Below are 25,220 nucleotides of genomic sequence, written 5' to 3'. Positions count from 1 at the left end.
CGCAAGCCTGTTGGCGGGAGCTGGGCTAGGATGAAGACGCTCCCCGCTGCTGCTTTCCTGCTATTCTCGCTGACCGGCCTCGTTTTCGATGCCGAATTGACTCTCGATCAGGCCGTTGCGCGATGAGGCGATACTTCGTTCCGCAGCTGACACTGGCGGGAATATCCGATCGATACCGGTGGCGAACTACACCTGTTGTTCAGCCCGGAGGCGCCGCACCGGCTGGTCTGGGCGACGGTGCATCGGCCCGATGGCACCGGCGAGACGCTGTTCCACCACAATCCCCGCGCCGGGACGCGCCATATCGAGCAACTCGACTTGTGCTTTGCGATGATGGGCACCGCCGGGCAGCTCTGGGGATTGCCCGACTATTCGTTCGGCTCCGGCATCGTGCGCGTCTATTACGAGATGGCGAACGGCGACGTCGTGGAGATATGGCCGTGGAAGATGCGCGAGGTCCAACTGGCCCGGGCATCGGACGGCAAGACGCTCGGCCTCCCGCGCAACGGTTGCAAGCTGCCCGATCTCGACTGGCGGATCAGTCGCGAACTGACGCTTCCACCGCCTTCGCCAGTGCGGCCATCGTGAATGGCTTTCGCAGCACGATATTTCCGCCGAACGCGCTGGCGTCCGCTTCCCCGGCATAGCCGGTGACGTAAAGCACCGGGATGCCATCGATCCGCGATCCCAGCGCGGCGATCATCTCCGGGCCGGTGCGGCCGGGCATCAGAACGTCGGTCAGGATCAGGTCCACCGAGTCCATCAGGTCGAGACAGGATTCGGCACGGAGCGGATCGTCACAGGCCAGCGGGCGATGCCCCAGTTCGGTCAGCGCGCTCATCGTCGCGGAGAGGACGCGCGGATCGTCTTCCACCACCAATATCTCGAGCGCGCTGGCGGGCGCTTCGGGATCGATCGCCGCGTCGCTTTCCGTCGGTGCGTCGGCTTCGCCCATATGGCGCGGCAGATACAGCGTCACGGTGGTGCCTTCGCCCAGCACGGTGTCGATACCGATCTCGCCGCCCGACTGGCGGACGAATCCGAAGATCTGGCTGAGGCCAAGGCCAGTGCCCTTGCCGACCGGCTTGGTGGTGAAGAAGGGTTCGAACACGCGCTCCAGCACTTCGGGCGTCATGCCGCTGCCGGTGTCGGACACGGCGATGGTCACATAGTCACCGCCCGCGGCCTCGCCGATTTCGTTGCGCTTCAGCGTGCGGCCGCCGGTCGCGAAGGTCAGGGTACCGCGCCCGTTCATCGCGTCGCGGGCGTTCACCGCGAGGTTGAGCAGCGCATTTTCCAGCTGATGCTTGTCCGCGAACACCGCCCAGCCGAGGCCTGCGTCCTGCGTAGCGACTTCGATCGCGCCGCCCAGCGTTCGGTCGAACAGGTCGGACATGCCTTGGATCACGGCGCCCGCTTCGATCGCGCTCGGCAACAGCGCTTCCTCGCGCGAGAAGACCAGCAGCCGCCGGGTCAGCGCGGCGGCGCGGTTCGCGCCCTCCATCGCATTCTCGATATGCTTGTGGGCGTCGGGCTTGCCGGTGTGGAGATGGCGTTTGGCGAGTTCGAGCCCGCCGAGCGTGACCGCCAGCATATTGTTGAAATCATGAGCGATTCCGCCGGTAAGCTGGCCCACCGCTTCCATCTTCTGGACCTGCCGCAACTGGGCCTCGGCCTGTTCGCGCTCGCGCATTTCGGCGCGTAGCTGCGCGGTGGCGGCATCGACTGCGTTCTGCAGCTCGGCGGCGCGGACGCGTTCGGCATCGGCGTCGGCATCGGCTTCGGCGCGCCCGGCCGAAGCCTGCACCGTAAGCCAGCCAAGCAGGATCGATCCGATCACGACCAGCAGGCCGAACACCCCCAGCACATTGGTCGCCAGGTGAGAGCTTGCCACCAGCTTCGCCGCGTCGCCCTTGCGCTCAAGCAGGCGTGCGCGCTCGGAATCGACCAGCTCGCGCAGGGCCAGTTCGGTTTCGGCGCGGGCCAGCGTGGCACTGTTCTGATAATAGCTGCCCAGCGCGTCACGGTTGCGCTTGTGGACGGTATAGCCGGCCGTATCGCCGAGTTCCTTGGCGCGGGTCGCGAAGGCGTCGCGCAGCTTCTTTATACGCCCCTGTTGCAGGGGATCGCCCGCCGTCTGGATCGCCAGCCGGTTGAGATGTTCGCTTGCTTGCGCCCATTTGTCGGCGAACTGTCGCCCCACCGCCGCGTCACCGCTGACGACATAGCGGCCGAGCGACGCTTCGGCGTCCGCGATCGAGGCGGAGAGCTGTCCGGCGCGGATGATGACCTCATAGGTCCGCGCCTGCCGGTCGAGCGCGGCATCGCGCTCGCGGTCGGTCGTCGCCTGCAGGTTGAGCAGGATGACGAGCACGCCGGTGCCGACCAGCGCCAGCACGCCGAGCAGCACCATCCGCCAGTCCGTCTGCCGGACCGGGGCTTCGTCGGGTACGCCACCTTCGCTCATGCAGCGATTCTAGGGTGTGAACCCCGCCGGGTCTAGGCGATGACGCCAGTTGCCTGTCCGGCCGCCTTGAACATGCCCAGCACGCGCTGGATCTGCTCGGTCGTATGCTCGGCGCAAAGCGAGCAGCGCAGCAGGAAGGTGCCGGCCGGAGTCGCGGGCGGACGCGCCATGTTCACGTACAGGCCGTTGTCGAGCAGCCCCTGCCACATCCGCACCGCCTGCTCCTGATCCTCCAGGATCACCGCGATGATTGCGCTGTCGGGGTTTTCGGTGCCCAGCTTGAAGCCGAGTTCCTTCAGCCCGCCGTGCAGCATGCGGGTATTCTCCCACAGATGCGCGCGCTTGTTATGGGCATGCTTCAGCTTGCGGATCGACGTCGCCGCGGTCGCGACGACCGAGGGCGGAAGCGACGCGGTGAAGATATAAGGACGGCAAGCGAGGCGGATCGCTTCGAACTTGGGATGGTTGGACACACAGAAGCCACCCACGGTGCCAACGGATTTGGAAAAGGTGCCGACGATAAAGTCGACATCACCCTCACAACCCTGCGCTTCATATACGCCACGGCCGTTCGGGCCGAAAAAGCCCATCGAATGCGCTTCGTCGCTCAGTACCATCGCGCCATGCTTCTTGGCGACCGCGACCATCTGATCGAGCGGGGCGATGTCGCCGAGCATCGAATAGACGCCTTCCAGCACCACCAGCTTGCCGGCTTCCTTGGGCAGGCGGCCGAGGCGCTTGTCGAGATCCTCGACCGAGTTGTGGCGGAAGCGGACGATCTCCGCATTGCCCTGCTTGCACCCGTCATAGATGCTGGCGTGGCTGTCGGCGTCGAGGATGATGTAATCGCCCTTGCCGGCGAGCGTCGAGATCATGCCCAGATTGGCCATGTACCCCGTCGAGAACACGATCGCGCCGGTGGTGCCGTAGAAGTCGCGCAGCGCTTCCTCGACTTCCATATGGTCACGGAAGGTGCCGTTGAGCATCCGGCTGCCGTTGGTGCCCGAACCGAACTGGTCGAGCGCATCCTTGCCCGCCTGGATCACGTCCGGATCGAACGTCATGCCCATATAATTATAGGTGCCCAGCAGGATCGTATCCTTGCCCTTGATCACCGCTTCGGTCGGCGATTTCACCTGCTCCATCACGATCGCGAACGGATCGGTGACGCCGGTGTCGATCAGCGCCTTGCGCTCGGCGATCAGGCCGTCGAACTTCGACATGAGGTCGCGGTCATGCGCGACCGGCGCCGTAGCGGGTGCGTCGGGGGTCTGGATGCTGTCGGTCATGGGTGACTTAGCCCTTGAGCTTCGCGACGGCATCGACGAGCTGACCGACATTCTCGATTTCGGCCTGCATGTTCATCGTGATGATGATGTCGAATTCGTCCTCGATCGCGGCGACGAAATCCATCACGGTCAGGCTGTCCCATTCGAGGTCGCCCGCGAAGGTGGTGGCCTCGGTCAGCGACACGCCCTTCTTGTTGAACGGCTCGATCTGGGCGGAGACGGTTTCGAAGATTTCGGCGCGGTCGGTCACGGGTTTTTCCCTGTTTTCGTGAATTCAAAGCCGCCCTGCCAAGCAAATGCGGCGGCTTGTTGACGGGTGCACGCGATGCCGCCCGCCTTCCGCTCCGCCGTGGCATATTTTGGGCTTGCCGGACAAGGGGGCGAGGCCCAGCATCGGCATATGTGGAAAGTCGCGCCCATTCTGCTTGCACCGGTAATGCTTCTCGGTGCGTCAGGACCAGGCGACACCTTTTGTACGCCCGGTCCATATATCCTGTTTTTCAAGAAGGGATCGGACGCACCCCGGCCGTTTCACCGGGAAGTGATGCCGAACGTGCTTCGGAACGATGCCTATTGCGAGGGTGCGAATATCGTTGTCGAGGGGCATATCGATGCCGGGGAGGCGGCGTCGCTGTCCGCCACGCGCGCCGCGCGGGTTCGCGACTATCTCGTCAAGCGCGGGGTAAATGCGAAGCGTATCCGTATTCGCGATGCCGGCGCGACCGAGCCGAGGCAAAACAACACCATGCCGGATGAGGGCACTCCGAACGCCCGGGTAGAAATATACTGGTCGTCGTAGGAGTCGCTAAAGCAGACCCTGCGCGCGATACCAGGCTGCCGTCGCCGCCAGCCCCTCCTCGGTAACCACCTGCGGCTGCCACAGGTTCGAAGACGGTCGCCGGGCGGGATCGATCACCCAGTCCTCATGGCAGAAATAGGCTACGCGGTCGGGCGTCAGTTTGGCGCCCTTGCCGCGGACCAGCCGGTCGAGATGCGCGCCGGCCATCAGGATCATGCGGGGCAGGGCGATCGCGGCGACGCGCTTGCCGGTGGCGGTGCCGATCGCGCGGCCGAAATCCTTGTGGCTCCAGCCGCCCTCGGCCCCGTCATCGGCGTCGAGATGCTGCTTCACATTGTCGGTCAGCGCGAGCGCGAGCAGCAAGCGGGCGAGGTCGCCGACTTCGATCACCGAGAGCCGTCCGCCCGGCGGTAACAGCGCGAGGCCGCGCTTTGCCAGTTTGAACAGCTCGAGCATTTCCATATCGCCCGGGCCGTAGATTGCGGGCGGATGGACGATGGTCCAGTCGAGCCCGCTGGCCTCGACCAGCGCATCGCCCTCGGCCTTGGACCAGCCATAGTACGACATGCCCGGCTCGCGCGCGGCGAGCGACGAGACATGGACGAAGCGGGCTACGCCGGCGCCTTTGGCGGCGTCGATCATGTTGCGGGTGCCGTCGATATTCCCGGCGGCGAAACCGGCGCGGTCGGGCGCGTTCACCACGCCCGCGACATGGATCACCGCGTCGGCCCCTTCGCACAGGCGGGCGAGGGCAGGGGTGCCGTTCAGGTCGCCCGCGATCCATTCGATGCCTTCGCGGGCCGCTTGCTCGCGCCGGGTGAGGGCGCGGACCTTGTGCCCGGCCTCGATGGCGGTGGCGATGAGGCGTGAGCCGACGAAGCCCGTGCCCCCGGTGATGGCGAGGGTGGTCACAGCAATGCCATATGGCTGCGGTGAACCAGTGCGGCGCGGGGAGCATAGCCGAGGATGCCGGCGAGTTCCTCGCTGCGCTTGCCGGTGATGCGGTGCGCGTCGGTATGGTCGTATTCGGCGAGGCCGCGCGCCAATTGGGTGCCGTCTGGACCGACCACGACGATCAGGTCGCCGCGCGCGAAGCGGCCCTCGACGCGGACCGCGCCGGCGGACAGCAGGCTGCGGCCTTTGCGCAGCGCGTCGACCGCGCCGGCATCGATGTGGATCATGCCCTTGGCGGTCAACCCGCCGCGCAGCCATGCCTTGCGCGCCCGGGCATTCTGCTTCGCGACGAAGATCGTGCAGTGACCGGTCTCGGCCAGCCGGGCCAGCGGGTGATCGACCCGGCCGGTGGCGATGGCGAGATGCGCGCCAGAACTGGTCGCGATCCGGGCGGCCTCGATCTTCGAGACCATCCCGCCCGATCCCATGCCCGATGCCGAGCCGGTATCGGCCATCGCCTCGATCCGTGCATCGAGCTTTTCGACCACGGGGATCATCTTCGCGTCGGGGTTGGTGGTGGGATTTCTGTCGTACAGCCCGTCGACGTCGGAGAGCAGGATCACGCCGTCCGCCCCCGCAGCGCTGGCGACGCGTGCCGCGAGCCGGTCGTTATCGCCGAAGCGGATTTCCTCGGTCGCGACCGAATCATTCTCGTTGATAACCGGCAGCACGCCGAGCTTGAGCAGCCGGTCGAGCGTCGCGGAGACGTTGAGGTAGCGCCGCCGGTCTTCGAGATCGTCGAGCGTGACGAGGATCTGCGCCGCGGTCAGGCCCTGAGCGTGGAGCAGTTCGGCCCATACGCCCGAAAGCGCGATCTGGCCGGTCGCGGCGGCCGCCTGTGCATCTTCCAGGCTGGCGCGGCCGCCCTTGGGCAGCTTGAGCCGCCGTGCGCCGAGTGCGATCGCGCCGGAGGAGACGATCGCAATCTGCTGTCCCGCCTTTGCGCGTTCGGCGAGATCGGCGACGAGCCCGGTCAGCCATTCGCGCCGCACTTGCCCATCGGGATCGACGAGGAGTGCCGAGCCGACCTTGACGATCAGCCGCGGGCAGCGATCGGGCGCGAAGGCGCCCATATCGGCGAAGGTGGCATGCGCAGTCATCGCGCCGCTCTTAGCGAGTGCGCGGCGAGGACGCCAAGTAGATCATCTTTTGGTGGGCATGGGTGGGGAGCGCGCGGGCACGCGATCCTCCCCGCAAGGCGGAGGATTAGGGGGCTAAACCAGCGAATCCCGGGCGACGTGGGTGTAGGGCAGCTTGGTCAGCGCGGCGGCAATGGCTTCGCGGGTCGTCTCGTCGCCTGCGCGGATTTCGGCCAGTTCGGCGGCGGTCAGCAGGACGATCGGGACGATGCGCACCGGCGAGAGCGGCATGCCCACGACGGTGGCGGCGAAATCCGGTCCCGGCCCCCCGATCAGCACGCCCAGCACATCGTCGGGAGTCACATACTGTTCGGGCAGCTGCGAATGGATGCTTTCCGCTTCGGACACGCCGGGCAGTTCCATCGACAGCACGCCGCCATAGCGATCGAGCAGCGGCACGATCCCGCCATTGTTGGCGACGATGCCCGCGACGTGGCTCAGCAGCGCGAACATCCAGCTTTTCTGGAGCGGGGTCACGTCGCCGGGGCCACCCGCCAGTTCGCGCGGCAGATCAGCGCATTCGACGAACAGCTCCATTTCGAAGCCGTTGACGTCCATCCCCTCCACATCTTCGAACGGATCGGACAGGCCGTCGGTGGCGAGGATCGCCGAGCCATTGGCGCGGCGGATGACGCAATAGGCCTGGCGCGTCGTCGGCCAGTGTGGGCCACCCGTCAGCCCGGGACTGATCAGATGGGTGATCACATCCGATTCGACCGCGCCGACCTTCTCCCAATGGCGCAGGCGCGCTTCATGCGACGCATCGAACGCCGTCGGCGTGGGCGGGACGGCGGCAGGCGAGGGGGCGGGTTTTCCGCCGAACCAGCGACGCAACAGACTGCCGATACTCACGCATCCTCCTACGAATCAGGAATCGGGACGCGCAGGCTGGCGGCGAAATGCGTCAGATCGGCGACCACTCCAGCGTATCTTCGCCGGTATCGCCTTCCGGTACGCCGTTGCTGTCCACCGGGCCGATCGCTTCGAGCAACTGATCGAGCACCCAGTCGAGCCCGGTGCCGGCCGCACCCGAGATCGGGATGACTTCGGCGCCGCTGGCTTCCTCCAGTTCGGCCGAAAGCGCGGCGATCAGCTCGTCGTCCAGCGTATCGATCTTGTTGAGTGCGACGATCACCTTCTTGTCGAGCAGGCCCGCGCCGTAATTCTCCAGCTCGGTCCGGACGATGCGATAGCTTTCGGCCACGTCCGCGTCGTTCGCGTCGACAAGATGAAGCAGCACGCGGCATCGCTCGATATGGCCGAGGAACCGGTCGCCGATGCCCGCCCCTTCGGCCGCACCCGCGATCAGGCCGGGGATGTCGGCGACCACGAATTCGCGCATCTTGTGGCGCACCACGCCCAGCTGCGGCCGGGTGGTGGTGAAGGCATAGGCGCCGACCTTGGCCTGCGCATTGGTCACGGCATTGATGAAGGTCGATTTGCCGGCGTTGGGCAGGCCGACAAGGCCCGCGTCCGCGAGCAGCTTGAGGCGGAGCCAGACATAGGCTTCCTCGCTGGGCCAGCCGGTGCCGTGCTGGCGCGGGGCGCGGTTGGTCGAGGTCTTGTAGCTGGCATTGCCGCGCCCGCCATCGCCGCCGCGCAGGAAGGTGACGGTCTGGCCGACCTTCGTCAGATCGGCGAGCAGGGTGCGGTCTTCGTCATCGGCGAGGATCTGGGTGCCGACCGGCACCTTGATGATCAGATCGTCGCCGCCCGCGCCGGTCATGTTCGAGCCTGCGCCGCCCTTGCCGCGCGGCGCGCGGAAATGCTGGGTGTAGCGGAAGTCGATCAGCGTGTTCAGGCCGGGAACGGCTTCGAACACGATGTCCCCGCCCTTGCCGCCATTGCCGCCGTCGGGGCCGCCATATTCGATGAACTTCTCACGCCGGAAGCTGACGGCCCCGGGGCCGCCCGCACCGGAGCGGACGAAGATTTTTGCCTGGTCGAGGAAATGCATCGCGGGGATTTAGTCGCGAAGGACGTTTAGCGCCACCCCGCTCATTGCCCCATCTGTGGGAACCGCCGAAGATCGACCGCGCTGCGCGAAACGTGGCAATGATTTTTCTCGCAATTCGTTTCGCGCTCGATCAGCGCCGCGAGGTTTTGCATTGTCGGGCAATCGGCCTTGCTCGCGTCGATGACGAAGAACATGCCCAGGGGGCCGCGCGGCGTGAGCATCGCCGGGAGATCGGCGAGTGCGACGGCCTCGCCGTTCATTGTGATCCCGGTGCCGTTCACGATCAGCAGGTTATACATCGGCTCCATGGGTGCTCGCGCCGGAACGCCCTCCGACCACGCTACCGACAGGGGGCAGGGGTTTGGCCCAGGCGCCGGATATGCCGCAGTCATCATCCCCGCGAACAGAAGCGATCCGATCATTGTCCCTCCAACTTCGGGTGCAGATGCGCCTGCATCATCGCCTTGGCCGCCAGTTCACGCGCCTTTTCGCGGGGCAGGCCCAGCGCCTTGGCCATCGGGCCGCCGAGCAGCGCGTCGCCCATCGCGGTCAGCACCAGCTGGAGCGTTTCCTCCTGCAGCGACAGGCCCTCATGGTCGTGATCCTTGGCGATCATGTCGACCAGCTTCTGGATCGCTTCGAGGATCGGATCGAGTACGTCCTGATTGCCGTTGAGGATCATCCAGCTGGCCAGCGCGCCCGCACCGCCCTTGTCGAAGGCGTCGAAGGTCAGGTCGACCACTTCGCGCGGATTATGGTCATTGTCGCGCGCGCGCAGGATCGCTTCGCCGATCTTGGCGGTCACCCCCTCGGCAAGACTCGCGACCAGCGCCTTCTGCAACCCTGCGGCAGAGCCGAAATGGTGGAGCAGGTTGGCGTGGGTACGCCCGATCTTCGCCGCGACGGCCTTGAGCGTCACGGCCTGCGGGCCGTCCTCGAGCAACAGCTCGCGCGCGGCCGTCAGCGCGGCATCACGGGATTCTTCGGGCGAAAGGCGGCGACGTGTTATTGACATTTATGTAAGTAATTCATATTTCCCCAGTCACCCCGCTTAGTGGAGGAATTCCCGTCGTGAAAGCAAAGACTCCCGCCGACCTGACGATCACCCCGCGCGATCGCCGCTTCGGGCGCGATGCGAAGCAGGCGCGCTGGTGGCTGGGCGGCGATCCGATCGCTTCCGCCTTCATGAACGCGTTGTCGGTGACGTTTCCCAAGGGCGAGGCATTCTTCATCGAGAGTGTGAAGGCGTTTCGCGACGGCGTGCCCGACAAGCTGGCGCAGGAAATCCGCGCCTTCGTGCAGCAGGAAGTGATGCATAGCCGGGAGCATGTGGCGTTCAATCGCCGTGTGACCGATGCAGGGTATGATGTGAGCCGGCTGGAGGCGCGGATCGATCAGGTGCTGGCCGAAGCGGCCGAGCGGCCGAAGATCGCCAGCCTTGCCGCGACGATGGCGCTGGAGCATTATACCGCGATCCTCGCGGCGGAAATCCTGCGCAATCCCAAGCAGATGAAGGGTGCCGACGCCGAGAGCGCGGCGATGTGGCGCTGGCACGCGATTGAGGAAGTCGAGCATAAGGGCGTCGCGTACGACACCTGGATGCACGCCACCCGCGACTGGTCGCGCTGGCAGCGGTGGAAGATCAAGTCGCTGATGATGCTCGTCATCACCACGAAGTTCTGGAAGCATCGGATCGAGGGCACGCTTGACCTGTTGCGGCAGGACGGGATCAGCGGGCCGAAGGCATGGGCGCGGCTGGCCTGGTATCTGGTCGGATCGCCGGGGCTGCTGCGCAAGATCGCGCCCGGCTGGGTCGCGTTCTTCCTGCCGGGCTTCCACCCGTGGAACCATGACGACCGCGCGCTGATCGGCAAAGCCGAGAGCGACTATGCCGCGGCGGTGGCCGTCGCGGCGTAAGGCGAGGGCGAGCGGACAACCCTGATCGCGGCGACCAGCGCCCAGAGCGCGAAGGGGATGCCGATGCCGAAGGCGCCCAGCGCGACCAGCGGCGCGCTGTCGCTGTCGATTCCCGTGGCAAAACCGGCTGCGTTGGCGCCGATGCTGGAGACTGCCGCGCCGAGCGCACCGCCCGCGCCGCGCACTGCAGCGATCGCGCCCGATCCGCGCGCGCTCTCGCTGGGGTCGAGCATCATCATGATGCGCTGGCCGAGAAAGGCGGAGCAGAAGCCGAAGCCGCCGCCGAGCAACGCGCCTGAGACGAGGATCGCAGGCAGCGAAGTGCCGCCGAGTACGAAGGTCTGCATCGTGATGCCGAGCAGGATCGAAGCAACGCCGATGACGATGTACCGCCGCCGCCACGCGTCTCCCGAACCGCTGACCGCCAGCGCGATCGCGGTCCAGGCGATCGCCTCGATCGCGACGCAATAGCCGGCCTCCAGCGCGCTGAGCCCCATCGTGGCGTGGAGCAGCGCCGGGCCGTAGAGGGCGAAGGCGACGCCTGCGGCACAGGCCATGAAATAGACGATATAGGCGGCGCGGAGGGCGGATCCGGGATCGCTCACCTGCGCCGGGAGGATGCCGGAGCCGCCGCGGATGTCGCCGCGCACCGCGATCACCAGCAGCACGATGCCGCCCGCCAGCACTGGTGCCGCGACCCAGGCCGAAGCGACCACGCCCGCTGCGGATACCGCCGCGATCGCCAGCGTGAGCAGGACGAGCGGGACGATCGGCACGCGCTGCTTGCCGGTGTCGCTCGCTCGCGCGGGGATCAGCCGCAGCGCGGCGACCGCGAACAGCAATGCCTGACCCGCGAACAGCCAGAATACGCCCCGCCACCAGCCCCAATCGGCGAAGGCGCCGCCGATCAGCGGGCCGACAAAGGTGGCGATGCCCCACACGCTGGTGACGAGCGCGAACAGGCGGGGGAGATGTGCCGCGGGAAACGACGTCGCCATCGCGACATAGATCAGACCGATCAGCCAGCCGCCGGCGATCCCCTGCAACACGCGGCTGACGACGAACCAGAACATGTCGGGCGTCAGCGCGGAAAGCGCGCAGCCAAAGGCGAGCAGCAGCCCCGCGAGCACCATCGATGCGCGCAGGCCGAACCGTTCTGACATCCAGCCCGCCGAAGCGCCTGCGACGACGCTGCCGGTAAGGAACCCCGAAGCCGTCCAGCCGAACCATGCGAAGCCCGACAGCGACTGGCCGACGCTGGGCATCAGCGTCGCGGTCGCCAGCGAATCGGCTGCAACCAGCCAGTCGCCGAGCATGATCAGCGCGAGCAGCGGCCCGCGGCCGCCGCTCAACAGGTCGCGCCATCTGGGGCTGGAGCCTTGATCGGCGGTGGGTGCGGTCGTCACGTCGAATCTCCGGTCCGGATGCCGCCGCATCCATGCAACCTCAAGCTAAGTTGAGGTCAAGCGCAAAGATGCGGCGGTATTCGGCTTAGGCCGCCATTCGGGTTCGCGGGTCGTTGTCGGCGGCGTCGGCGCACAGATCGAGCTCGAACGATGCACACGGAGTCGATACGCCCCGCGCCCGCGATTCGCGCTGGACGATTCGTCCGGTCGCGCGGAAGCCTAGCTTTCTCAGCACCTTCCCCGACGCGGGATTGTCGATGAAATGCCCGGCGACCAGCCGCTTGAGCCGCAGCGAATCGCGCGCCATGCGGACGACGCCCAGCCCGGCCTCGGTCGCATAACCGCGGCCCCAGGCTTCGGGGGTGATCCAATAGCCCAACTCATGCTCGTCATTGCCCGTGGCATGCACGCCGATGCCGCCGACCATGCGAGTCTCCCCGCCTTCATGCGCGCAGATCAAGAAGAAGGCGTCGCTCGACACGCTCATCCGGCCGAGGAAATCCTCGGCATCCAGCAGGCCATAGGGCCAGGGCGCCGTCGCTAGCTTGGCGCAGACTTCCCAGTGATTCATCGCGCGGGCGAGTTCGGGGGCATCCTCGATCCAGCCCGGCCGCAATGTCAGTCGTTGTGTACGCACGAACATGACCACTCTCCTCGTTGGGGCGGGCGCATAGGCCGTCTCGATGACGGTCCGGCGACACCGCAGGGGAGGGAGCATGAAACAAGGGAGCCGGGGTGACCCGTCTCCCTTGTTTCGATCTGTTCGCCAGATCCGGATCACCCTGGTGGGCAACCCGGCTGGTTACCCGATGTTATTCGGCCGCTTCCGCAATAGCGTCTACCGAGCAGAACTTGCGGCCCAGCTTGCCGAGCTTGAACGACACGCGGCCGTCGGTAAGCGCGAAAAGCGTATGGTCCTTGCCCATGCCGACGTTGACGCCCGGATACACCTTGGTGCCGCGCTGACGGATCAGGATGTTGCCCGCGATGACGGCCTCGCCACCGAACTTCTTGACGCCGAGACGGCGGCCAGCGGAGTCGCGACCGTTACGCGAAGAGCCGCCTGCTTTCTTATGTGCCATTGTCTATGCTCCTCGAACTTACGCTTCGGCGGCCGGGGCAGCAGCCTCGGCAGCGGGGGCGTCGGCCTTCTTCGCCTTCGGCGCGGCCTTCTTCTTCTCTTCCTGCGCACCGATGGCGGTGATCTTCAGGATCGTGTGCTGCTGGCGATGGCCGTTCTTGCGGCGATAGTTATGCCGGCGGCGCTTCTTGAAAACGATGACCTTGTCGGCCTTCGCCTGAGCGATGATCTCGGCAGAGACGGTGAGGCCCTCGACCGACTTCAGCTCCGAACCTTCACCTGCGAGCAGGATGTCGGTGAGCGAAATCGACGCTCCGGCTTCGCCATCGAGCTTCTCGACGACGATCTTGTCTCCTGCGGCAACGCGATACTGCTTGCCGCCAGTGCGCACGATAGCGAACATGGGTCTCTTCTCTAACCAAAAGCTTGTGCCCGCCAGGGTGACCCCGGCAGGAGGAAGGGCGCAGCTAAGGGAGGAGGCCGTTCAAGTCAACCCAAAATGCCTTAATTCCGTCATCGAACCGGAAGGCATGGACGGGCAAGCTTCCGCCTTAGTGGCGTAGGGCGTGCTTCAGGTGATAGCGGCCACCGTCATAGCCGTCGAACAGGCCCGCGATTGCCGGATGATCGACCGGCTCGTCGCTTTCGTCGACCACCAGATTCTGCTGGCTGACATAGGCGACATAGCTCGATTCGGCGTTCTCCGCGAGCAGATGGTAGAAAGGCTGGTCCTTGCGCGGGCGGACTTCCTCCGGGATCGCTTCATACCATTCTTCGGTATTGGCGAAGACCGGATCGACGTCGAAGATGACGCCGCGGAAATCGAACAGCCGGTGCTTCACCACATCGCCGATCGCGAACCGCGCCGACGCGACCGGCGGCATGGGCACGGCGGGGACGAGGGGTTCGGCGGGAATCGGGGGCAGGGAAGGCGTGTTCATCCCGTTAATCTAATGCGTCCGCGCCCCCGCACAAGGAGAGCCGCCGGGACAGCCACCGGGAGCCGCGCCGGGAAGTGCGCAAAGAGAGGTTGTGCAGGCCAAATCATTGCGCTAGAGGCCCGCGCTCCAATCGACCGGTGCATCCCTCGGGACGCATCTTATGACCTCGCGGAGAGGTGGCAGAGTGGTCGAATGTACCGCACTCGAAATGCGGCGTGGGTGCAAGCTCACCGTGGGTTCGAATCCCACCCTCTCCGCCACGGTCCCTGCATCGCCCGGGGACCTTTTCCCACCAGACAGCGGCCAACCCACGGTTCATTTGATGGCGCTCCGGCCTACGGGCCTGCGCGCGCGGGTTCGCATCCCACCCTCTCCGCCACGGTCGCTCTTTTGTTATGAAAGAGAAGATCGGCCTGACCGGCCGGCGCCCGTTCGCGCTTGCGGACCCTGCGGGTCCGACCCTGTACTCTTCTAATTGATCCAGATCAGCAATCGCTTCCGCTGCAATGCGCCTGTGCCGCTGAGCACAGCGAAACCACGCGCATGGCGGGCGTTGCTCGGATAATCGCTCCGGAATGGAGAGAGATCAGTCGATCGTTCGAATCGCTACCGGTGAGATTCGCGGGATAGCCAGCGACGGTATCATCCGGTTCCTCGGCGTGCCTTATGCCGCCGCGCCCGTGGGCGATCTGCGCTTTGCCGCGCCGCAGCCGCACGCACCGTGGGACGGGATTCGCGACGCGACGGAGTCCGGGCCGAACGCCCCGCATCTGGTGAAGCCGTTCCCCGGCCTCGACGTCGCGCCGCTGATCGGCACGGGTTGGGCGCGCGGCGACGATTATCTCAGCGTCAATGTCTGGACCCCCGATCCGGCGGCGAAGGGGCTGCCGGTGATGGTCTTCATCCACGGCGGTGCCTTCGTGCTCGGCAGCAAGGATGCGAGCGTTCACGACGGCAGCGGTTTCGCGAAGGCCGGCATGGTGTGTATCGCGATCAACTATCGCCTAGGCATTGACGGCTTTCTGCCGATCCCCGGCATCCCCACCAACCTGGGCCTGCGCGACCAGATCGCGGCGCTCAAATGGGTGCGCGAGAATGCCGCAGCGTTCGGCGGGGATGGCGGCAATATCACTGTGTTCGGCGAATCGGCCGGCGCGATGTCGATCGGCAATCTGATCGCTTCGCCGCTCGCACAGGGGCTGTTCCGCCGCGCGATCGTACAAAGTGGTCATGGTTCGATGACGCGCGAGATCGGCGTCATGCAGCGGCTGGTGAAGAAGCTCGCGAAGATGCTCGGCGTGTCGCCTGATGCAGAGGGCTTCCGCAGCGTTTCCTATGAAGACGGGCTCATAGCGCTGGAGAAGATATCCCAGCCGACCGCGCGCATCGATCTGCGCGATTCGAACGGGCGCGAGCCGTTGTTCGGCCTTAGCCGGTTCAGTCCGGTTCACGGCGACGATCTGCTGCCCGAACCGGCGCTCGATCTGCTGGCGAAGGGGGCCGGGGCCGATGTCGAGCTGCTGATCGGGACTAATGCCGAGGAGATGAACCTCTATCTCGTTCCCACGGGCGTGCGCGAGAAGATCGGTAAATGGCTGGCGATCTATGCGCTGCACAAGTCGCATCCGAACGCGCGCAAGACGCTGCGCGCCTATGGCATGGGCAGCGGGAAGAAGCCGGGACAGGCGTTCACCGATGCGCTGAACGACCTCGTCTTCCGCTGGCCCGCGCGCCGCTTTGCCGAGGAACATCGCGGGCGGACGCATATGTACGAATTCGAGTGGCGTTCACCCCAGAGCGGCGGCGAACTGGGTGCCTGTCATGGGATCGAGCTGGGCTTCGTGTTCGATACGCTCGCCAGCGTGACGGGCCCTGAGGGGCTGGCGGGCGAAGCGCCGCCGCAGGAACTGGCGGATCGCACGCACAAGCTGTGGGTCGATTTCGCGCGGGATGGGGTGTTGCCCTGGGGCGAATTCGATCGGGAGGGGCGGCTGGTTTATCAGCTTGCTGCCGGGAGCGCGGTGCGTGAGGCTCAGATGGCTGCCGCGGCCTTCCAGGCTTGAGCGGTTCGATCAACCGGACGCGCCGCTCGGCACAGGCATTGACCTTTCAGATAGGTTGTGCGTGACATAGAAGCGAGGTGACCGATCGGCCATGTCAGGATCAGGCCGGCGGGGGAGAGGTCCGATGTCCGTTGCTACCGCAGTTTCGCCGCGAAAGCCGCTTCCACCCGAATTTTTCGATGCGGCGCGTGCGATGTTCGGCGACCGGCTCAAGACCAGCGACGCGATCCGTCTTCAGCACGGCCAGAGCGAAGCCCATTTCCAGCCGGCGCCACCCGATGCCGTGATCTATGCCCACACCACCGAGGAAGTCGTCGCGCTGGTCCGCTTGTGCGTCGCGCACGAGGTGCCGGTGATCCCGTTCGGTGCGGGCACTTCGATCGAAGGCAATACGCTGGCGGTTCGCGGAGGCGTCACCATCGACCTTTCCGAGATGAACGCGATCCTCGAAGTGAATGCCGAGGATCTCGATTGTACCGTTCAGGCCGGGGTGCGCCGCGAGGAGCTCAATGCGTGGATCCGCGATACGGGATTGTTCTTCCCGATCGATCCGGGCGCCAACGCCACCATCGGCGGCATGGCTTCCACCCGTGCGTCGGGCACCAATGCCGTCCGCTATGGCACAATGCGCGAGGCGGTGCTGTCGCTGCGGGTCGTCACGCCGGACGGTCGGGACATTCGCACCAGTCGGAGGGCGCGGAAGTCGGCGGCGGGCTATGACCTGACGCGGCTGATGATCGGTTCCGAGGGCACGCTGGGCATCATCACCGAAGTGACGCTGCGGCTGCATGGCATTCCCGAGACGATTTCCTCGGCGGTTTGCGCGTTCGATACGATCGGCGGTGCGGTGGATACGGTGGTGCAGGCGATCCAGCTTGGCGTGCCGCTGGCGCGGGTCGAGATCCTCGACGATGTGCAGATGAAGGCGGTCAATCGCTGGTCGAAGCTCGATTATCCCGAGCTGACCACGCTCTTCTTCGAATTCCACGGATCGCCGCTCCATGTCGGCGAGCAGATCGAGACGGTGCGCGAGATCGCGTCGATGAACGGCGGGGGCGAGTTCAAATGGTCGAACCTGCCCGAGGAGCGATCGAAGCTGTGGAAGGCGCGGCATGAGGCTTATTACGCCGCGGTGAATTTGCGGGCGGGCGCGGTCGGCTGGGCGACCGATGTGTGCGTGCCGATCAGCCGGCTGGCGGAATGCATCGTTGAGACCAAGGCCGATCTTGCCACCGCGAGCGTGCCGGCCACGATCCTGGGTCATGTCGGCGACGGCAATTTCCATGTCGTCTTCTCGATCGATCCCGATGCGCCCGGCGAGATGGCCGAAGTGGAGGCGCTCAACAAGAAACTGGTCGCCCGCGCGCTGGCGATGGACGGCACCTGCACCGGCGAGCATGGCATCGGCATCGGCAAGCAGGATTGCCTGATCGACGAGCTTGGCGATGCGGTCGATATGATGCGGCTGATCAAGCGGGCGATCGACCCGAAGGACCTGTTCAACCCCGGCAAGATCTTCTCGCTGTGAGCGCTGCGCCGGGCGAAACGCCGTTCGTGCGGCTGATGCCGACGCTTATCCTGTTCGCGCTGGTCGTGGCGCTGGGCGTGCAGGCGATGGGACAGTTCAGCGCGCTTCAGGATGCGGCGAACGCGCAGCTTGGCCTCAGCGATTTCCAGCTGACGCTGGTGCAGGGGCTGGGGACCGCGATCCCGATGCTGTTGCTGTCGATACCGATCGGTATCCTGGTCGACCGGACCAACCGGCTGCGGTTGATGATCGTCCTTACAGGCATCTGGACCGCCGGATCGATCGGCACGGCTTTCTCCAACGATCTGGGCGTGCTGCTCGCCAGCCGGATGGCCGCGGGTGTGGGCGCAACGGGAGCCATGACCTGCGCGATCTCGCTGGCGGCCGACATCGCCACGCCGGGCCAGCGCGGGCGGGCGATGCTGGTGCTGACGCTCGGCAAGGTGCTGGGACAGGCGGCGGTGTTCATCGTCGGGGTGCGGCTGTTCACGCTGATCGGCGAAAGCGGGCTGTGGGGCCTCGAGGCGTGGCGTGGGGTGCATCTGGTCGTGGGGCTGGTCAGCGCGGCGCTGATCGGGGCGCTGCTGTTCCTGCGCGAGCCGCCCCGCCGCGAGATGCTCGCCGGGCCGGGTGCGCCGTTCCGTACCGTAGCGCGCGAACTCTGGTCGCGGCGGGGGTTCCTGATCCCGCTGTTCGTCGGACAGATCGCGGTGACAATGGCGGACGCGTCGGCAGGCATCCTGATCGCGCCCGTTCTCTCGCGCAGCTATGGCATGGCGGCGGCGCAGACCGAGTGGGTCGGAACGGTGCTGTTCGTCACCGGGCTTGCCGGATCGATCATCGGCGGCATCGCTGCGGACGTCGGCCATCGCCGGGGCAGGGGCGGTGTGCTGATCGGCGCGGTGTTCTTCTCCGCATTGGGCGTGCCCGCGGGCCTCTACACCGTCGCGCCCGACGTGACCTGGCTCGGCATCGGCTTCGGCGTACTGATCCTGAGCGGCACCGTGACCGGGCTGATTACCGCAATCGCCATCACCGTGTTGCTGCCCAACGAGCTTCGCGGGCTGTGCATCGGCGCGTTCCTGACGCTCGCCGGGCTGATCGGCTTCGGCGTCGCCCCGCCGCTGATTGGCGCGATCAGCGATGCGATGGGCGAGGGCGGCAAGCATCTTGGCACCGCCACGGCATGGGTCAGCGTGTTCGTCGGATTGGTCTCGTGCATTGCCTTCTGGATCGCGATGCGCCGTGCGCCTGCCAGTGCGACGAGCGAACCTGTCTGACAGGTCTTGCAAAACCTATCCGATAGGTTCACAAGCGCTCCACCCCATGAGGGAATCGGAGAGGTGTCATGACTGAGTCGTCGGCAATGGAACGGATCGCGATTTCGCCCGAAATGGTGATCCATATGGGCGCCGGTGTGCTCGGCGAGACCGACTGGCCGGCCCAGTCCTCCGCCTTCGTCTTCGATTTCGCCAACACCAGCTTCTCGCACCACAGCCGCCCGTCGGCGGCGCAGTTCGATCGCGATGCGGCGCAATCGCGGCTGATTCTCGTCATCGCCCGCGCGGCGACCACCCGGCTGCTCGGGACGAAGCTCGACATGCGGGACGGGGAGCGGTTCCACATCCCGGCCGGGCTGCGCGCCATCGCCTTTGCCGTGCGCGACTGCAATTTCTCCGAAGCCGCGCGGGTGGTGTATCGCGGCGCCAAAAGCATCGAAGCGCTGTGCGAGATCCTCCGCCTGCACGACGAGGACGAACTGGTTCCGTTCGGCGCGGCGGGTTCGCTGTCGATGGCCGACAGCCAGCGGCTGATGGTCGCCCGCCGCTTCATTGAAGACAAATGGGCCGAGAAGATCACGCTCGACACTATCGCCCGCGCCTGCGGCCTCAATCGCGCCAAGCTTACCCGCGGGTTCCGCGACCTCTTCTCGTGCAGCGTTGCCGACGCTATCGCCGAGCAACGTCTGGGGGAGGCGAAGCAGATGCTTCTGATCACTGACTTGCCAGTTTCGTCGATCGGCTATCGTTGCGGCTACCTCAACAATGCGAGCTTCGCGCGTGCCTTTTCGCGCCATTATGGCGTCGCGCCGACCCAGTATCGCGCCACGCGAATGGCCGCCTGATGGCGAGCGCAGCAGGCGAGGGCGTCTCGCTGGTCCACCAGGCGGTCGCCGCGATCCGCAACCATATCCGCGACCATGACCTCAAGGTCGGCGACAATCTGCCGGGCGAGAGCCATTTCGCTGCCAATCTGGGCGTGAGCCGCGCGGTGATGCGCGAAGCGTTCGGCGCGCTTGCCGCGCTGCGCGTGCTCGACGTTGCCAATGGGCGCCGGGCGCGGGTCGGCGCGATCGACGGTTCTGTGATGGCGACTTCGCTCGATCATGCCGTGTCGACCGCGCAGATCAGCTTCAACGAAGTGTGGGACGTGCGCCGCACTGTCGAGCTGCGAATCGCCGCGCTGGCGGCTGAACGTCGCACCGATGCCGAAGCGAAGCGGATCGTCGAACTGGCCGACGCCATGACGGCCGCGGCGGAGAATCTGCCCGAACTGACGAGGATCGACGTCGCTTTCCATCAGGCGATCGCGGACGCATCGCACAACCAGCTGTTTCGCCAGATGGTCCGCTCCTATGCGCCGCTGATGGAAGTGGCGGTGCCGCAGGCGTGGGGCACCCGCCAGACCCGCGATCAGCAGGTCGCGACTCTCGCCGGCCATCGCGCGCTGGCGAAGGCGATTTACGACTGTGATCCGGCGGGTGCGGTGGCGTCGATGGAGGCGCATTTCGACGCTTCGATTCAGGATTTGATGGAGGGTACGCGGACGGGGTGAGGCTTCTTCTCCCTCTCCTATTGGGAGAGGGAAGGGGGCCGCCGCGAAGCGGTGGGAAGGGTGAGGGTGAATGGGGTAGGTCGACCATCGGTCACCCTCACCCTTCCGCCGACTTCGTCGGCTCCTTCCCTCTCCCGATGGGAGAGGGAGCAAGGCCGCACCTGCGGCCACAATCACAAAATAGATCTACCCCAGACGCGCAAACGCCCGGACTGTTTCCAGCCCGGGCGCCTGCGTGACGATGCCTCGTCAGCCCCCTTTGTCAGGTCCTTCGCCCGCACGCCTGTTCTTGCCAACAAGCGGGGCAAAGAGCCTCCCCGAACCACGGCCGTTGCCTGCGTTTCGACATCGGTTTGCTAGGACCGGCTTTGCCCTTTGTCACCGGTAATGAAGCATTAGGACTCAGATTGGCGTGACCCTGTGGCGCATAGGCAACAGGGAATGTGACACTATCTCCATTTGCGCACCGCCCCGAAACTGCCCTAGAGCCGCGACACACCGTTTTGCTTCTCCGCGGGGACCGCCGACTTCATGCTACTCTCGCGCTATGAGCGGATGATCGCCAAGCGATACCTGCTGCCCGGCCGGGGCGAGGCGTTCATCGCCGTCGTCGCCGGGTTCAGCCTCGTCGCCGTGATGCTGGGCGTCGCCGCGCTGATCGTGGTGATGAGCGTGATGAACGGCTTCCGCGCCGAACTTTTCGACAAGATCACGGGACTGAACGGCCATGCCGTCATCCAAGGCTATAACGGCCAGATGCCCAACTGGCGCGAGGTCGTGAAGCAGGCCAAGGCCACGCCGGGCATCACCAGCGCCACGCCGCTGATCGAGCAGCCGCTGTTCGCCAGCTATAATGGCCGCGTCGAATTCGCGCTGATCCGCGGCATGACGGTGGAGGACATCAATTCCAACCCGACGCTGAAGGGCAAGGAAATCCTCGGCAAGTTCGCCAATATGAAGCCAGGCAGCGAACAGGTCGCGATCGGATCGCGCCTCGCGGCGTCGATCGGCGCCGAAATCGGCAGCGAAATCTCGATCATCAATCCGCAGGGTGCCGCCACACCTTTCGGCACCATGTTCCGCATCGTGAAATATCGCGTCGCCGCGATCTTCGAAGTCGGCGTCTATGATTACGACAAGGCGTTCGTGATCATGCCGATGGAGGATGCCCAGACGCTCCTGCTGCTGGGCGACTCGGTCGGCATGGTCGAGATCGAGACCGAGAATGCCGACAAGGTTCAGGACATCCTTGCGCCGCTTGCCCCGAAAGTCCGCGGCAGCGGGCAGATCGTCGACTGGCGGCAGATGAATTCGCAGCTGTTCGAGGCGCTGTCGATCGATCGCATCGTCAGCTTCGTCGTGTTGTCACTGATCATCATCGTTGCGTCGTTCAACATCGTTTCGTCGCTGATCATGCTGGTCCGATCGAAGACTCGCGACATCGCCGTGCTGCGGACGATGGGCGCCTCGCGCGGCGGGCTGATGCGCATCTTCATGACCGTCGGCACCGCGATCGGCACGGTGGGCATCGCGGCGGGTGCGCTGCTGGGCTTCGTGATCCTGTATTTCCGCGAATATGTGGTGAAGTTCATCGGGCTGGTCACCGGCATGAACGTGTGGGACCCGTCGATGCGGTTCCTCACCGAACTGCCCGCCGAGCCCGATACGTTCGAAGTGATCGGAATCATCGTGATGGCGTTCCTCTTCAGCTTCCTCGCGACGCTCTATCCCGCGTGGAAAGCCGCGAGCACCGATCCGGTGCAGGTGCTGCGCTATGAATAACGAACCCGTTCTCCAGACCCGTGGCCTGAAGCGCAGCTTCACGCAGGGCGAAACCACGATCGAGGTTCTGCGTGGCGTCGATCTGACCATCATGCCGGGCGAGATCGTCGCGCTGCTGGGTCCTTCGGGCTCGGGCAAGTCGACGCTGCTTCAGGCGGTCGGCCTGCTCGAAGGCGGATTCGAAGGCTCGATCCGCATCGGCGGCAAGGAAGCGGCGCAGCTCGACAGCGCGGGCCGCACCGAGGTCCGCCGTGACCGGCTGGGCTTCATCTATCAGTTTCACCACCTGCTGCCGGACTTCAACGCGCTCGAGAATGTCGTGCTGCCGCAGATGATCCACGGCGCGATTCGCGCCGATGCGGACCGGCGCGCCGAGCATCTGCTCACCGCGCTGGGCCTTGGCGCGCGCCTGACGCACCGGCCCAGCCAGCTTTCGGGCGGCGAGCAGCAGCGCGTCGCGGTCGCGCGCGCGCTGGCCAACAAGCCGATGCTGGTGCTGGCGGACGAACCCACCGGCAATCTCGACGAAGCGACCGCCGACAAGGTGCTGGCCGAATTCCTCGCTCTGGTCCGCGACCAAGGCTCGGCGGCGCTGGTGGCCACTCATAACGAGCGTCTCGCCGCGCGGATGGATCGGGTGCTGCGGCTGCACGAGGGGCATCTGGAATAGGGCGAATCGCTGCCGCGTTTTGGGCGCATTCGCCGCGCACTTCTGCGGCCCATGACGATCTGGACCGACACGCCGACGCTTTCCGGGCGTCATGTCACGCTCCGCCCCCTCGACCGCGCCGACCGCGACGCGCTGGTCGAGGCGTCGTCCGACGGCAGGCTGTGGGAGCTGTTCTATTCGCTGGCGCCGGGCCCCCAGACGATCGATCCGTGGATGGATTTCAGTGTGCGCGAGGTCGAGCAGGGCAGGGCGATGCTGTTCGCGGTGCTCGATGACGCCGGCAAGCTGGTCGGTTCGACGCGCTATCTGCGGATCAATCCCGCCCATCGCCGCGTCGAGATCGGCGGGACCTTCTATGCGCGCCGCGTCCAGCGCACCGGCCTGAATACCGAAGCCAAGCTGCTGCTGCTTCGCCATGCGTTCGAAACGCTGGGCTGCGTGTGCGTCCAGATCCGTACCGACTGGCTCAACAAGGCGTCGCAGCGGGCGATCGAGCGGCTCGGCGCGAAGCAGGACGGCGTTCTTCGCGGCCAGCGCATCATGCCCGATGGCCGGGTGCGGGACACGGTCGTCTATTCCATCCTCGACCATGAGTGGCGAGGTGTGCGACAGAATCTCGAAACGATGCTCGCGCGAGGAGACTTAGGTTGACGAAGATCACGGAAATCCCGGTCCGCAAGGCCGATGGGACCGAGACCGATCTGTCGGAATATTCCGGACAGGTACTGCTGATCGTCAACACCGCCTCCAAATGCGGCTTCACCCCGCAATATGAAGGGCTGGAGGCGCTGCATCGCAAGTACAGGGATCGCGGGTTCGAAGTGCTGGCCTTCCCCTGCAACCAGTTCGGCGCGCAGGAGCCGGGCGATGCGGCGGAGATCGCGAACTTCTGTTCGATGACCTACGACGTGACCTTCCCGGTCTATGCCAAGATCGACGTCAATGGCGACAACACTGCGCCGCTCTATCAGCATCTCAAGTCCGAGCAGAAGGGCGTGCTGGGCACGGAGGGGATCAAGTGGAACTTCACCAAGTTCCTGATCGCCCGCTCCGGCGCGGTGTTCGACCGTTATGCCCCGACGACCAAGCCCGAGGATATCGCGAAGGATATCGAGAAGCTCCTCTGACCCGATTTTGCGCGAATGGTGGTGGGGCGGGAGGAGAGGCGCCCCACCACCGCGCTTAAAGGACCGGCACGCGCTCGGGAAAGCGCCTTGTCACAGGTCGTGCCGGCCCTTTTCCGTCAGCCTGCGGAGGGCAGGCAGATCACATATTGGCCGTTGGTCTCCATCGAGCGGCCTTCATTGTCCTCGACCGGCTCGCCCCCGGTGAGCAACTGGCCCAGATTGGTGAGCGCGCCGAACATGGTGGCGGCGCCCTTCAGCGGCTTGCCGCGCGGGTCGCGGCGCGGCTTGGGCCGTGCACCCCGCTGTTCGCGGCGCGGCGGCGGCGTCATGCGCTGCATCCGCGACATGACCGAAGCGGCGTCCCCCGCCCGCCCGAACTCCCGCCAGACAACGCGGAAGCCCTTGGGCACTTCGGTCCACTCGCCATCGGTATCGCTTCGGATCAGGTCGCAGCGGCAGCGATGGCAGGTGGTGAAATCGAGGCCCTGATTGTGATGGTGGACCGTATCGGCGATGTGGCCGGTCACCGTGCAGAGCAACGTCATGATAAAGCACTCCCGGAAAGGTCGCCCCGCAGCGTCTTCATCCGGAAGGCGGCGAGGTCGCGGAACTGTTCGTCCGCATTTTCGATGGCGAGATCGGGGTTCCAGATCTCGAAACTGTCTCCGGCGCCGACGAACAGGGCGAGGGCGCCGATCTTGCCCAGGTGGCGCATCGCCGCCGGGATCCGCATCGTGGCGCCTGCGCGGGGCAGCTTCTCGACTGCGCCGAAGGTGCGCCGCATCCGGCGGTAATGGTTGCGCGCGTCCTCGCCGCGAGTCTCGTCGGCAAGCCGCCGGGCTTCGGCGCGGGTGCGCAGTTCGTTGAGGTATTCGCGGCCGTAGCCGATCAGGCAGTCATCGGCCTCGTGACGGGCGACCATCAACTCCGCATCCTCGCCGGCGAGAGCGTCGGCGAGGAAGTCGGGGATCGAGACGGTGCCGTCCCGGTCGACTTCGCAGATCGCGCTGCCATGAAAGAAAGAGGAGGTCATTTTGGTCTCGGTTCGCTTCGTCGCAAGAGGGTGTAGATGAGTCGCTTGTCGGTTAAGTCGTTGTATCAATGAGGAACTGTTCCGATTGCCTCATATTTGCCATAATAACGCCTCATTCTGACCCGCCGATGAACCGTTCGTTTTTATCGACGAGCCGTTGTTAACCATAAAATGGAGTAGGCCGATCTGAGTCGCCATTCGGGTTGAATCCCCGTCGTGGTCGCCCGGAGTT

At 65.5% G+C, this 25,220-nt stretch carries 28 protein-coding genes and 1 tRNA gene; 13 read left to right on the top strand and 16 right to left on the bottom strand.

The window, feature by feature from the left end; translation table 11 throughout:
* Nucleotides 1–195 precede the first annotated feature (195 nt).
* Nucleotides 196–588, top strand: coding sequence for a hypothetical protein (locus HHL13_RS06975; RefSeq protein WP_169554982.1), 393 nt, complete (start codon nucleotides 196–198; stop codon nucleotides 586–588).
* Here the strand turns inward: HHL13_RS06975 and HHL13_RS06970 are convergent.
* Genes HHL13_RS06970 through HHL13_RS06960 form a run of 3 tightly spaced genes read right to left on the bottom strand, consistent with a single transcriptional unit; the run spans nucleotide 539 to nucleotide 4,006 of the window.
* Nucleotides 539–2,467: an ATP-binding protein gene (locus HHL13_RS06970; protein ID WP_169554981.1), complete on the bottom strand. Its 1,929-nt coding sequence runs from the start codon at nucleotides 2,465–2,467 to the stop codon at nucleotides 539–541. The genes HHL13_RS06975 and HHL13_RS06970 overlap by 50 nt on opposite strands.
* Nucleotides 2,468–2,499: 32 nt before the next feature.
* Nucleotides 2,500–3,756, bottom strand: a complete 1,257-nt coding sequence (locus tag HHL13_RS06965) for an aminotransferase class I/II-fold pyridoxal phosphate-dependent enzyme (RefSeq protein ID WP_169554980.1) — start codon at nucleotides 3,754–3,756, stop codon at nucleotides 2,500–2,502.
* Between the two features lie 7 nt (nucleotides 3,757–3,763).
* Nucleotides 3,764–4,006 (bottom strand): acyl carrier protein, encoded by a 243-nt coding sequence (locus tag HHL13_RS06960; RefSeq protein ID WP_169554979.1) that lies wholly within the window; start codon nucleotides 4,004–4,006, stop codon nucleotides 3,764–3,766.
* 150 nt (nucleotides 4,007–4,156) lie between these two features.
* Between HHL13_RS06960 and HHL13_RS06955 the strand changes: the two genes are divergently transcribed.
* Nucleotides 4,157–4,555, top strand: coding sequence for an OmpA family protein (locus HHL13_RS06955; RefSeq protein ID WP_169554978.1), 399 nt, complete (start codon nucleotides 4,157–4,159; stop codon nucleotides 4,553–4,555).
* Nucleotides 4,556–4,561: 6 nt separating this feature from the next.
* On the opposite strand, the gene HHL13_RS06950 is transcribed toward HHL13_RS06955, so the two are convergent.
* The 6 genes from HHL13_RS06950 to HHL13_RS06925 all read right to left on the bottom strand — a co-directional run bounded on the left by HHL13_RS06950 (nucleotide 4,562) and on the right by HHL13_RS06925 (nucleotide 9,620).
* Nucleotides 4,562–5,467: an NAD(P)H-binding protein gene (locus HHL13_RS06950; protein ID WP_169554977.1), complete on the bottom strand. Its 906-nt coding sequence runs from the start codon at nucleotides 5,465–5,467 to the stop codon at nucleotides 4,562–4,564.
* Complete coding sequence (gene proB, locus HHL13_RS22490) at nucleotides 5,464–6,609, bottom strand: glutamate 5-kinase (RefSeq protein WP_240953643.1); 1,146 nt, start codon at nucleotides 6,607–6,609, stop codon at nucleotides 5,464–5,466. The genes HHL13_RS06950 and proB overlap by 4 nt, the downstream gene beginning before the upstream one ends.
* Before the next feature lie 114 nt (nucleotides 6,610–6,723).
* Entirely contained in the window at nucleotides 6,724–7,500 is a 777-nt protein-coding gene (locus HHL13_RS22715; RefSeq protein ID WP_169554976.1) for a suppressor of fused domain protein, read from the bottom strand.
* A gap of 52 nt (nucleotides 7,501–7,552) precedes the next feature.
* A complete protein-coding gene (gene obgE, locus HHL13_RS06935; RefSeq protein ID WP_169554975.1) occupies nucleotides 7,553–8,605 on the bottom strand; it encodes a GTPase ObgE in 1,053 nt (350 codons plus the stop codon).
* 41 nt (nucleotides 8,606–8,646) lie between these two features.
* A complete protein-coding gene (locus HHL13_RS06930; RefSeq protein ID WP_169554974.1) occupies nucleotides 8,647–8,904 on the bottom strand; it encodes a hypothetical protein in 258 nt (85 codons plus the stop codon).
* A gap of 119 nt (nucleotides 8,905–9,023) precedes the next feature.
* Nucleotides 9,024–9,620 (bottom strand): helix-turn-helix domain-containing protein, encoded by a 597-nt coding sequence (locus HHL13_RS06925; RefSeq protein ID WP_169554973.1) that lies wholly within the window; start codon nucleotides 9,618–9,620, stop codon nucleotides 9,024–9,026.
* 56 nt (nucleotides 9,621–9,676) lie between these two features.
* On the opposite strand from HHL13_RS06925, the gene HHL13_RS06920 reads away from it, so the two are divergent.
* Complete coding sequence (locus HHL13_RS06920) at nucleotides 9,677–10,522, top strand: metal-dependent hydrolase (RefSeq protein ID WP_346775492.1); 846 nt, start codon at nucleotides 9,677–9,679, stop codon at nucleotides 10,520–10,522.
* Here HHL13_RS06920 and HHL13_RS06915 read toward each other — a convergent pair.
* From HHL13_RS06915 to hspQ, 5 genes are all read right to left on the bottom strand, one after another.
* Nucleotides 10,492–11,928, bottom strand: coding sequence for an MFS transporter (locus HHL13_RS06915; RefSeq protein WP_169554972.1), 1,437 nt, complete (start codon nucleotides 11,926–11,928; stop codon nucleotides 10,492–10,494). The two genes, HHL13_RS06920 and HHL13_RS06915, sit on opposite strands and share 31 nt — an antisense overlap.
* An 85-nt stretch (nucleotides 11,929–12,013) precedes the next feature.
* A complete protein-coding gene (locus HHL13_RS06910) occupies nucleotides 12,014–12,571 on the bottom strand; it encodes a GNAT family N-acetyltransferase (RefSeq protein WP_206376857.1) in 558 nt (185 codons plus the stop codon).
* Nucleotides 12,572–12,740: 169 nt separating this feature from the next.
* Nucleotides 12,741–13,010 (bottom strand): 50S ribosomal protein L27, encoded by a 270-nt coding sequence (rpmA, locus tag HHL13_RS06905; protein WP_169554971.1) that lies wholly within the window; start codon nucleotides 13,008–13,010, stop codon nucleotides 12,741–12,743.
* Between the two features lie 18 nt (nucleotides 13,011–13,028).
* Nucleotides 13,029–13,412: a 50S ribosomal protein L21 gene (rplU, locus tag HHL13_RS06900; protein ID WP_169554970.1), complete on the bottom strand. Its 384-nt coding sequence runs from the start codon at nucleotides 13,410–13,412 to the stop codon at nucleotides 13,029–13,031.
* Between the two features lie 148 nt (nucleotides 13,413–13,560).
* Nucleotides 13,561–13,893: a heat shock protein HspQ gene (gene hspQ / locus HHL13_RS06895; RefSeq protein ID WP_206377014.1), complete on the bottom strand. Its 333-nt coding sequence runs from the start codon at nucleotides 13,891–13,893 to the stop codon at nucleotides 13,561–13,563.
* A 227-nt stretch (nucleotides 13,894–14,120) separates the two neighbouring features.
* Between hspQ and HHL13_RS06890 the strand changes: the two genes are divergently transcribed.
* The 10 genes from HHL13_RS06890 (at nucleotide 14,121) to HHL13_RS06845 (ending at nucleotide 23,955) form a co-directional block, all read left to right on the top strand.
* A tRNA-Ser gene (locus tag HHL13_RS06890) sits at nucleotides 14,121–14,210 on the top strand.
* Between the two features lie 315 nt (nucleotides 14,211–14,525).
* Nucleotides 14,526–16,013, top strand: coding sequence for a carboxylesterase family protein (locus tag HHL13_RS06885; protein ID WP_169554968.1), 1,488 nt, complete (start codon nucleotides 14,526–14,528; stop codon nucleotides 16,011–16,013).
* A gap of 124 nt (nucleotides 16,014–16,137) precedes the next feature.
* Nucleotides 16,138–17,541, top strand: a complete 1,404-nt coding sequence (locus tag HHL13_RS06880; protein WP_169554967.1) for an FAD-linked oxidase C-terminal domain-containing protein — start codon at nucleotides 16,138–16,140, stop codon at nucleotides 17,539–17,541.
* On the top strand, nucleotides 17,538–18,821 hold the full coding sequence (locus HHL13_RS06875) for an MFS transporter (protein ID WP_346775491.1): 1,284 nt from the start codon (nucleotides 17,538–17,540) through the stop codon (nucleotides 18,819–18,821). The genes HHL13_RS06880 and HHL13_RS06875 overlap by 4 nt, the downstream gene beginning before the upstream one ends.
* A gap of 68 nt (nucleotides 18,822–18,889) precedes the next feature.
* On the top strand, nucleotides 18,890–19,666 hold the full coding sequence (locus HHL13_RS06870) for an AraC family transcriptional regulator (protein WP_169554966.1): 777 nt from the start codon (nucleotides 18,890–18,892) through the stop codon (nucleotides 19,664–19,666).
* Entirely contained in the window at nucleotides 19,666–20,376 is a 711-nt protein-coding gene (locus HHL13_RS06865; RefSeq protein ID WP_169554965.1) for a FadR/GntR family transcriptional regulator, read from the top strand. Before HHL13_RS06870 ends, HHL13_RS06865 begins: the two co-directional genes overlap by 1 nt.
* A 531-nt stretch (nucleotides 20,377–20,907) precedes the next feature.
* Entirely contained in the window at nucleotides 20,908–22,158 is a 1,251-nt protein-coding gene (locus tag HHL13_RS06860; RefSeq protein WP_169554964.1) for a lipoprotein-releasing ABC transporter permease subunit, read from the top strand.
* On the top strand, nucleotides 22,151–22,828 hold the full coding sequence (locus tag HHL13_RS06855; protein WP_169554963.1) for an ABC transporter ATP-binding protein: 678 nt from the start codon (nucleotides 22,151–22,153) through the stop codon (nucleotides 22,826–22,828). The genes HHL13_RS06860 and HHL13_RS06855 overlap by 8 nt, the downstream gene beginning before the upstream one ends.
* 51 nt (nucleotides 22,829–22,879) lie before the next feature.
* Nucleotides 22,880–23,479 carry a GNAT family protein gene (locus HHL13_RS06850; protein WP_169554962.1) on the top strand — a complete coding sequence of 200 codons (600 nt, stop codon included), beginning with the start codon at nucleotides 22,880–22,882 and terminating at the stop codon, nucleotides 23,477–23,479.
* The gene (locus HHL13_RS06845; RefSeq protein ID WP_169554961.1) at nucleotides 23,476–23,955 is read left to right on the top strand and encodes a glutathione peroxidase; all 480 of its coding nucleotides are present in this window, start codon (nucleotides 23,476–23,478) and stop codon (nucleotides 23,953–23,955) included. The genes HHL13_RS06850 and HHL13_RS06845 overlap by 4 nt, the downstream gene beginning before the upstream one ends.
* A gap of 116 nt (nucleotides 23,956–24,071) precedes the next feature.
* Here HHL13_RS06845 and HHL13_RS06840 read toward each other — a convergent pair whose 3' ends face one another.
* Together HHL13_RS06840 and HHL13_RS06835 are read right to left on the bottom strand one after the other, a co-directional pair.
* On the bottom strand, nucleotides 24,072–24,500 hold the full coding sequence (locus tag HHL13_RS06840) for a hypothetical protein (protein ID WP_169554960.1): 429 nt from the start codon (nucleotides 24,498–24,500) through the stop codon (nucleotides 24,072–24,074).
* A complete protein-coding gene (locus tag HHL13_RS06835; protein ID WP_169554959.1) occupies nucleotides 24,497–24,988 on the bottom strand; it encodes a hypothetical protein in 492 nt (163 codons plus the stop codon). The genes HHL13_RS06840 and HHL13_RS06835 overlap by 4 nt, the downstream gene beginning before the upstream one ends.
* Nucleotides 24,989–25,220 lie beyond the last annotated feature (232 nt).

Source organism: Sphingomonas sp. G-3-2-10 (assembly GCF_012927115.1).
Lineage (GTDB): Bacteria > Pseudomonadota > Alphaproteobacteria > Sphingomonadales > Sphingomonadaceae > Sphingomonas.
The sequence above is the reverse complement of the archived record's forward strand: the minus strand, read 5'-3'. Positions and strand labels throughout refer to the sequence as shown.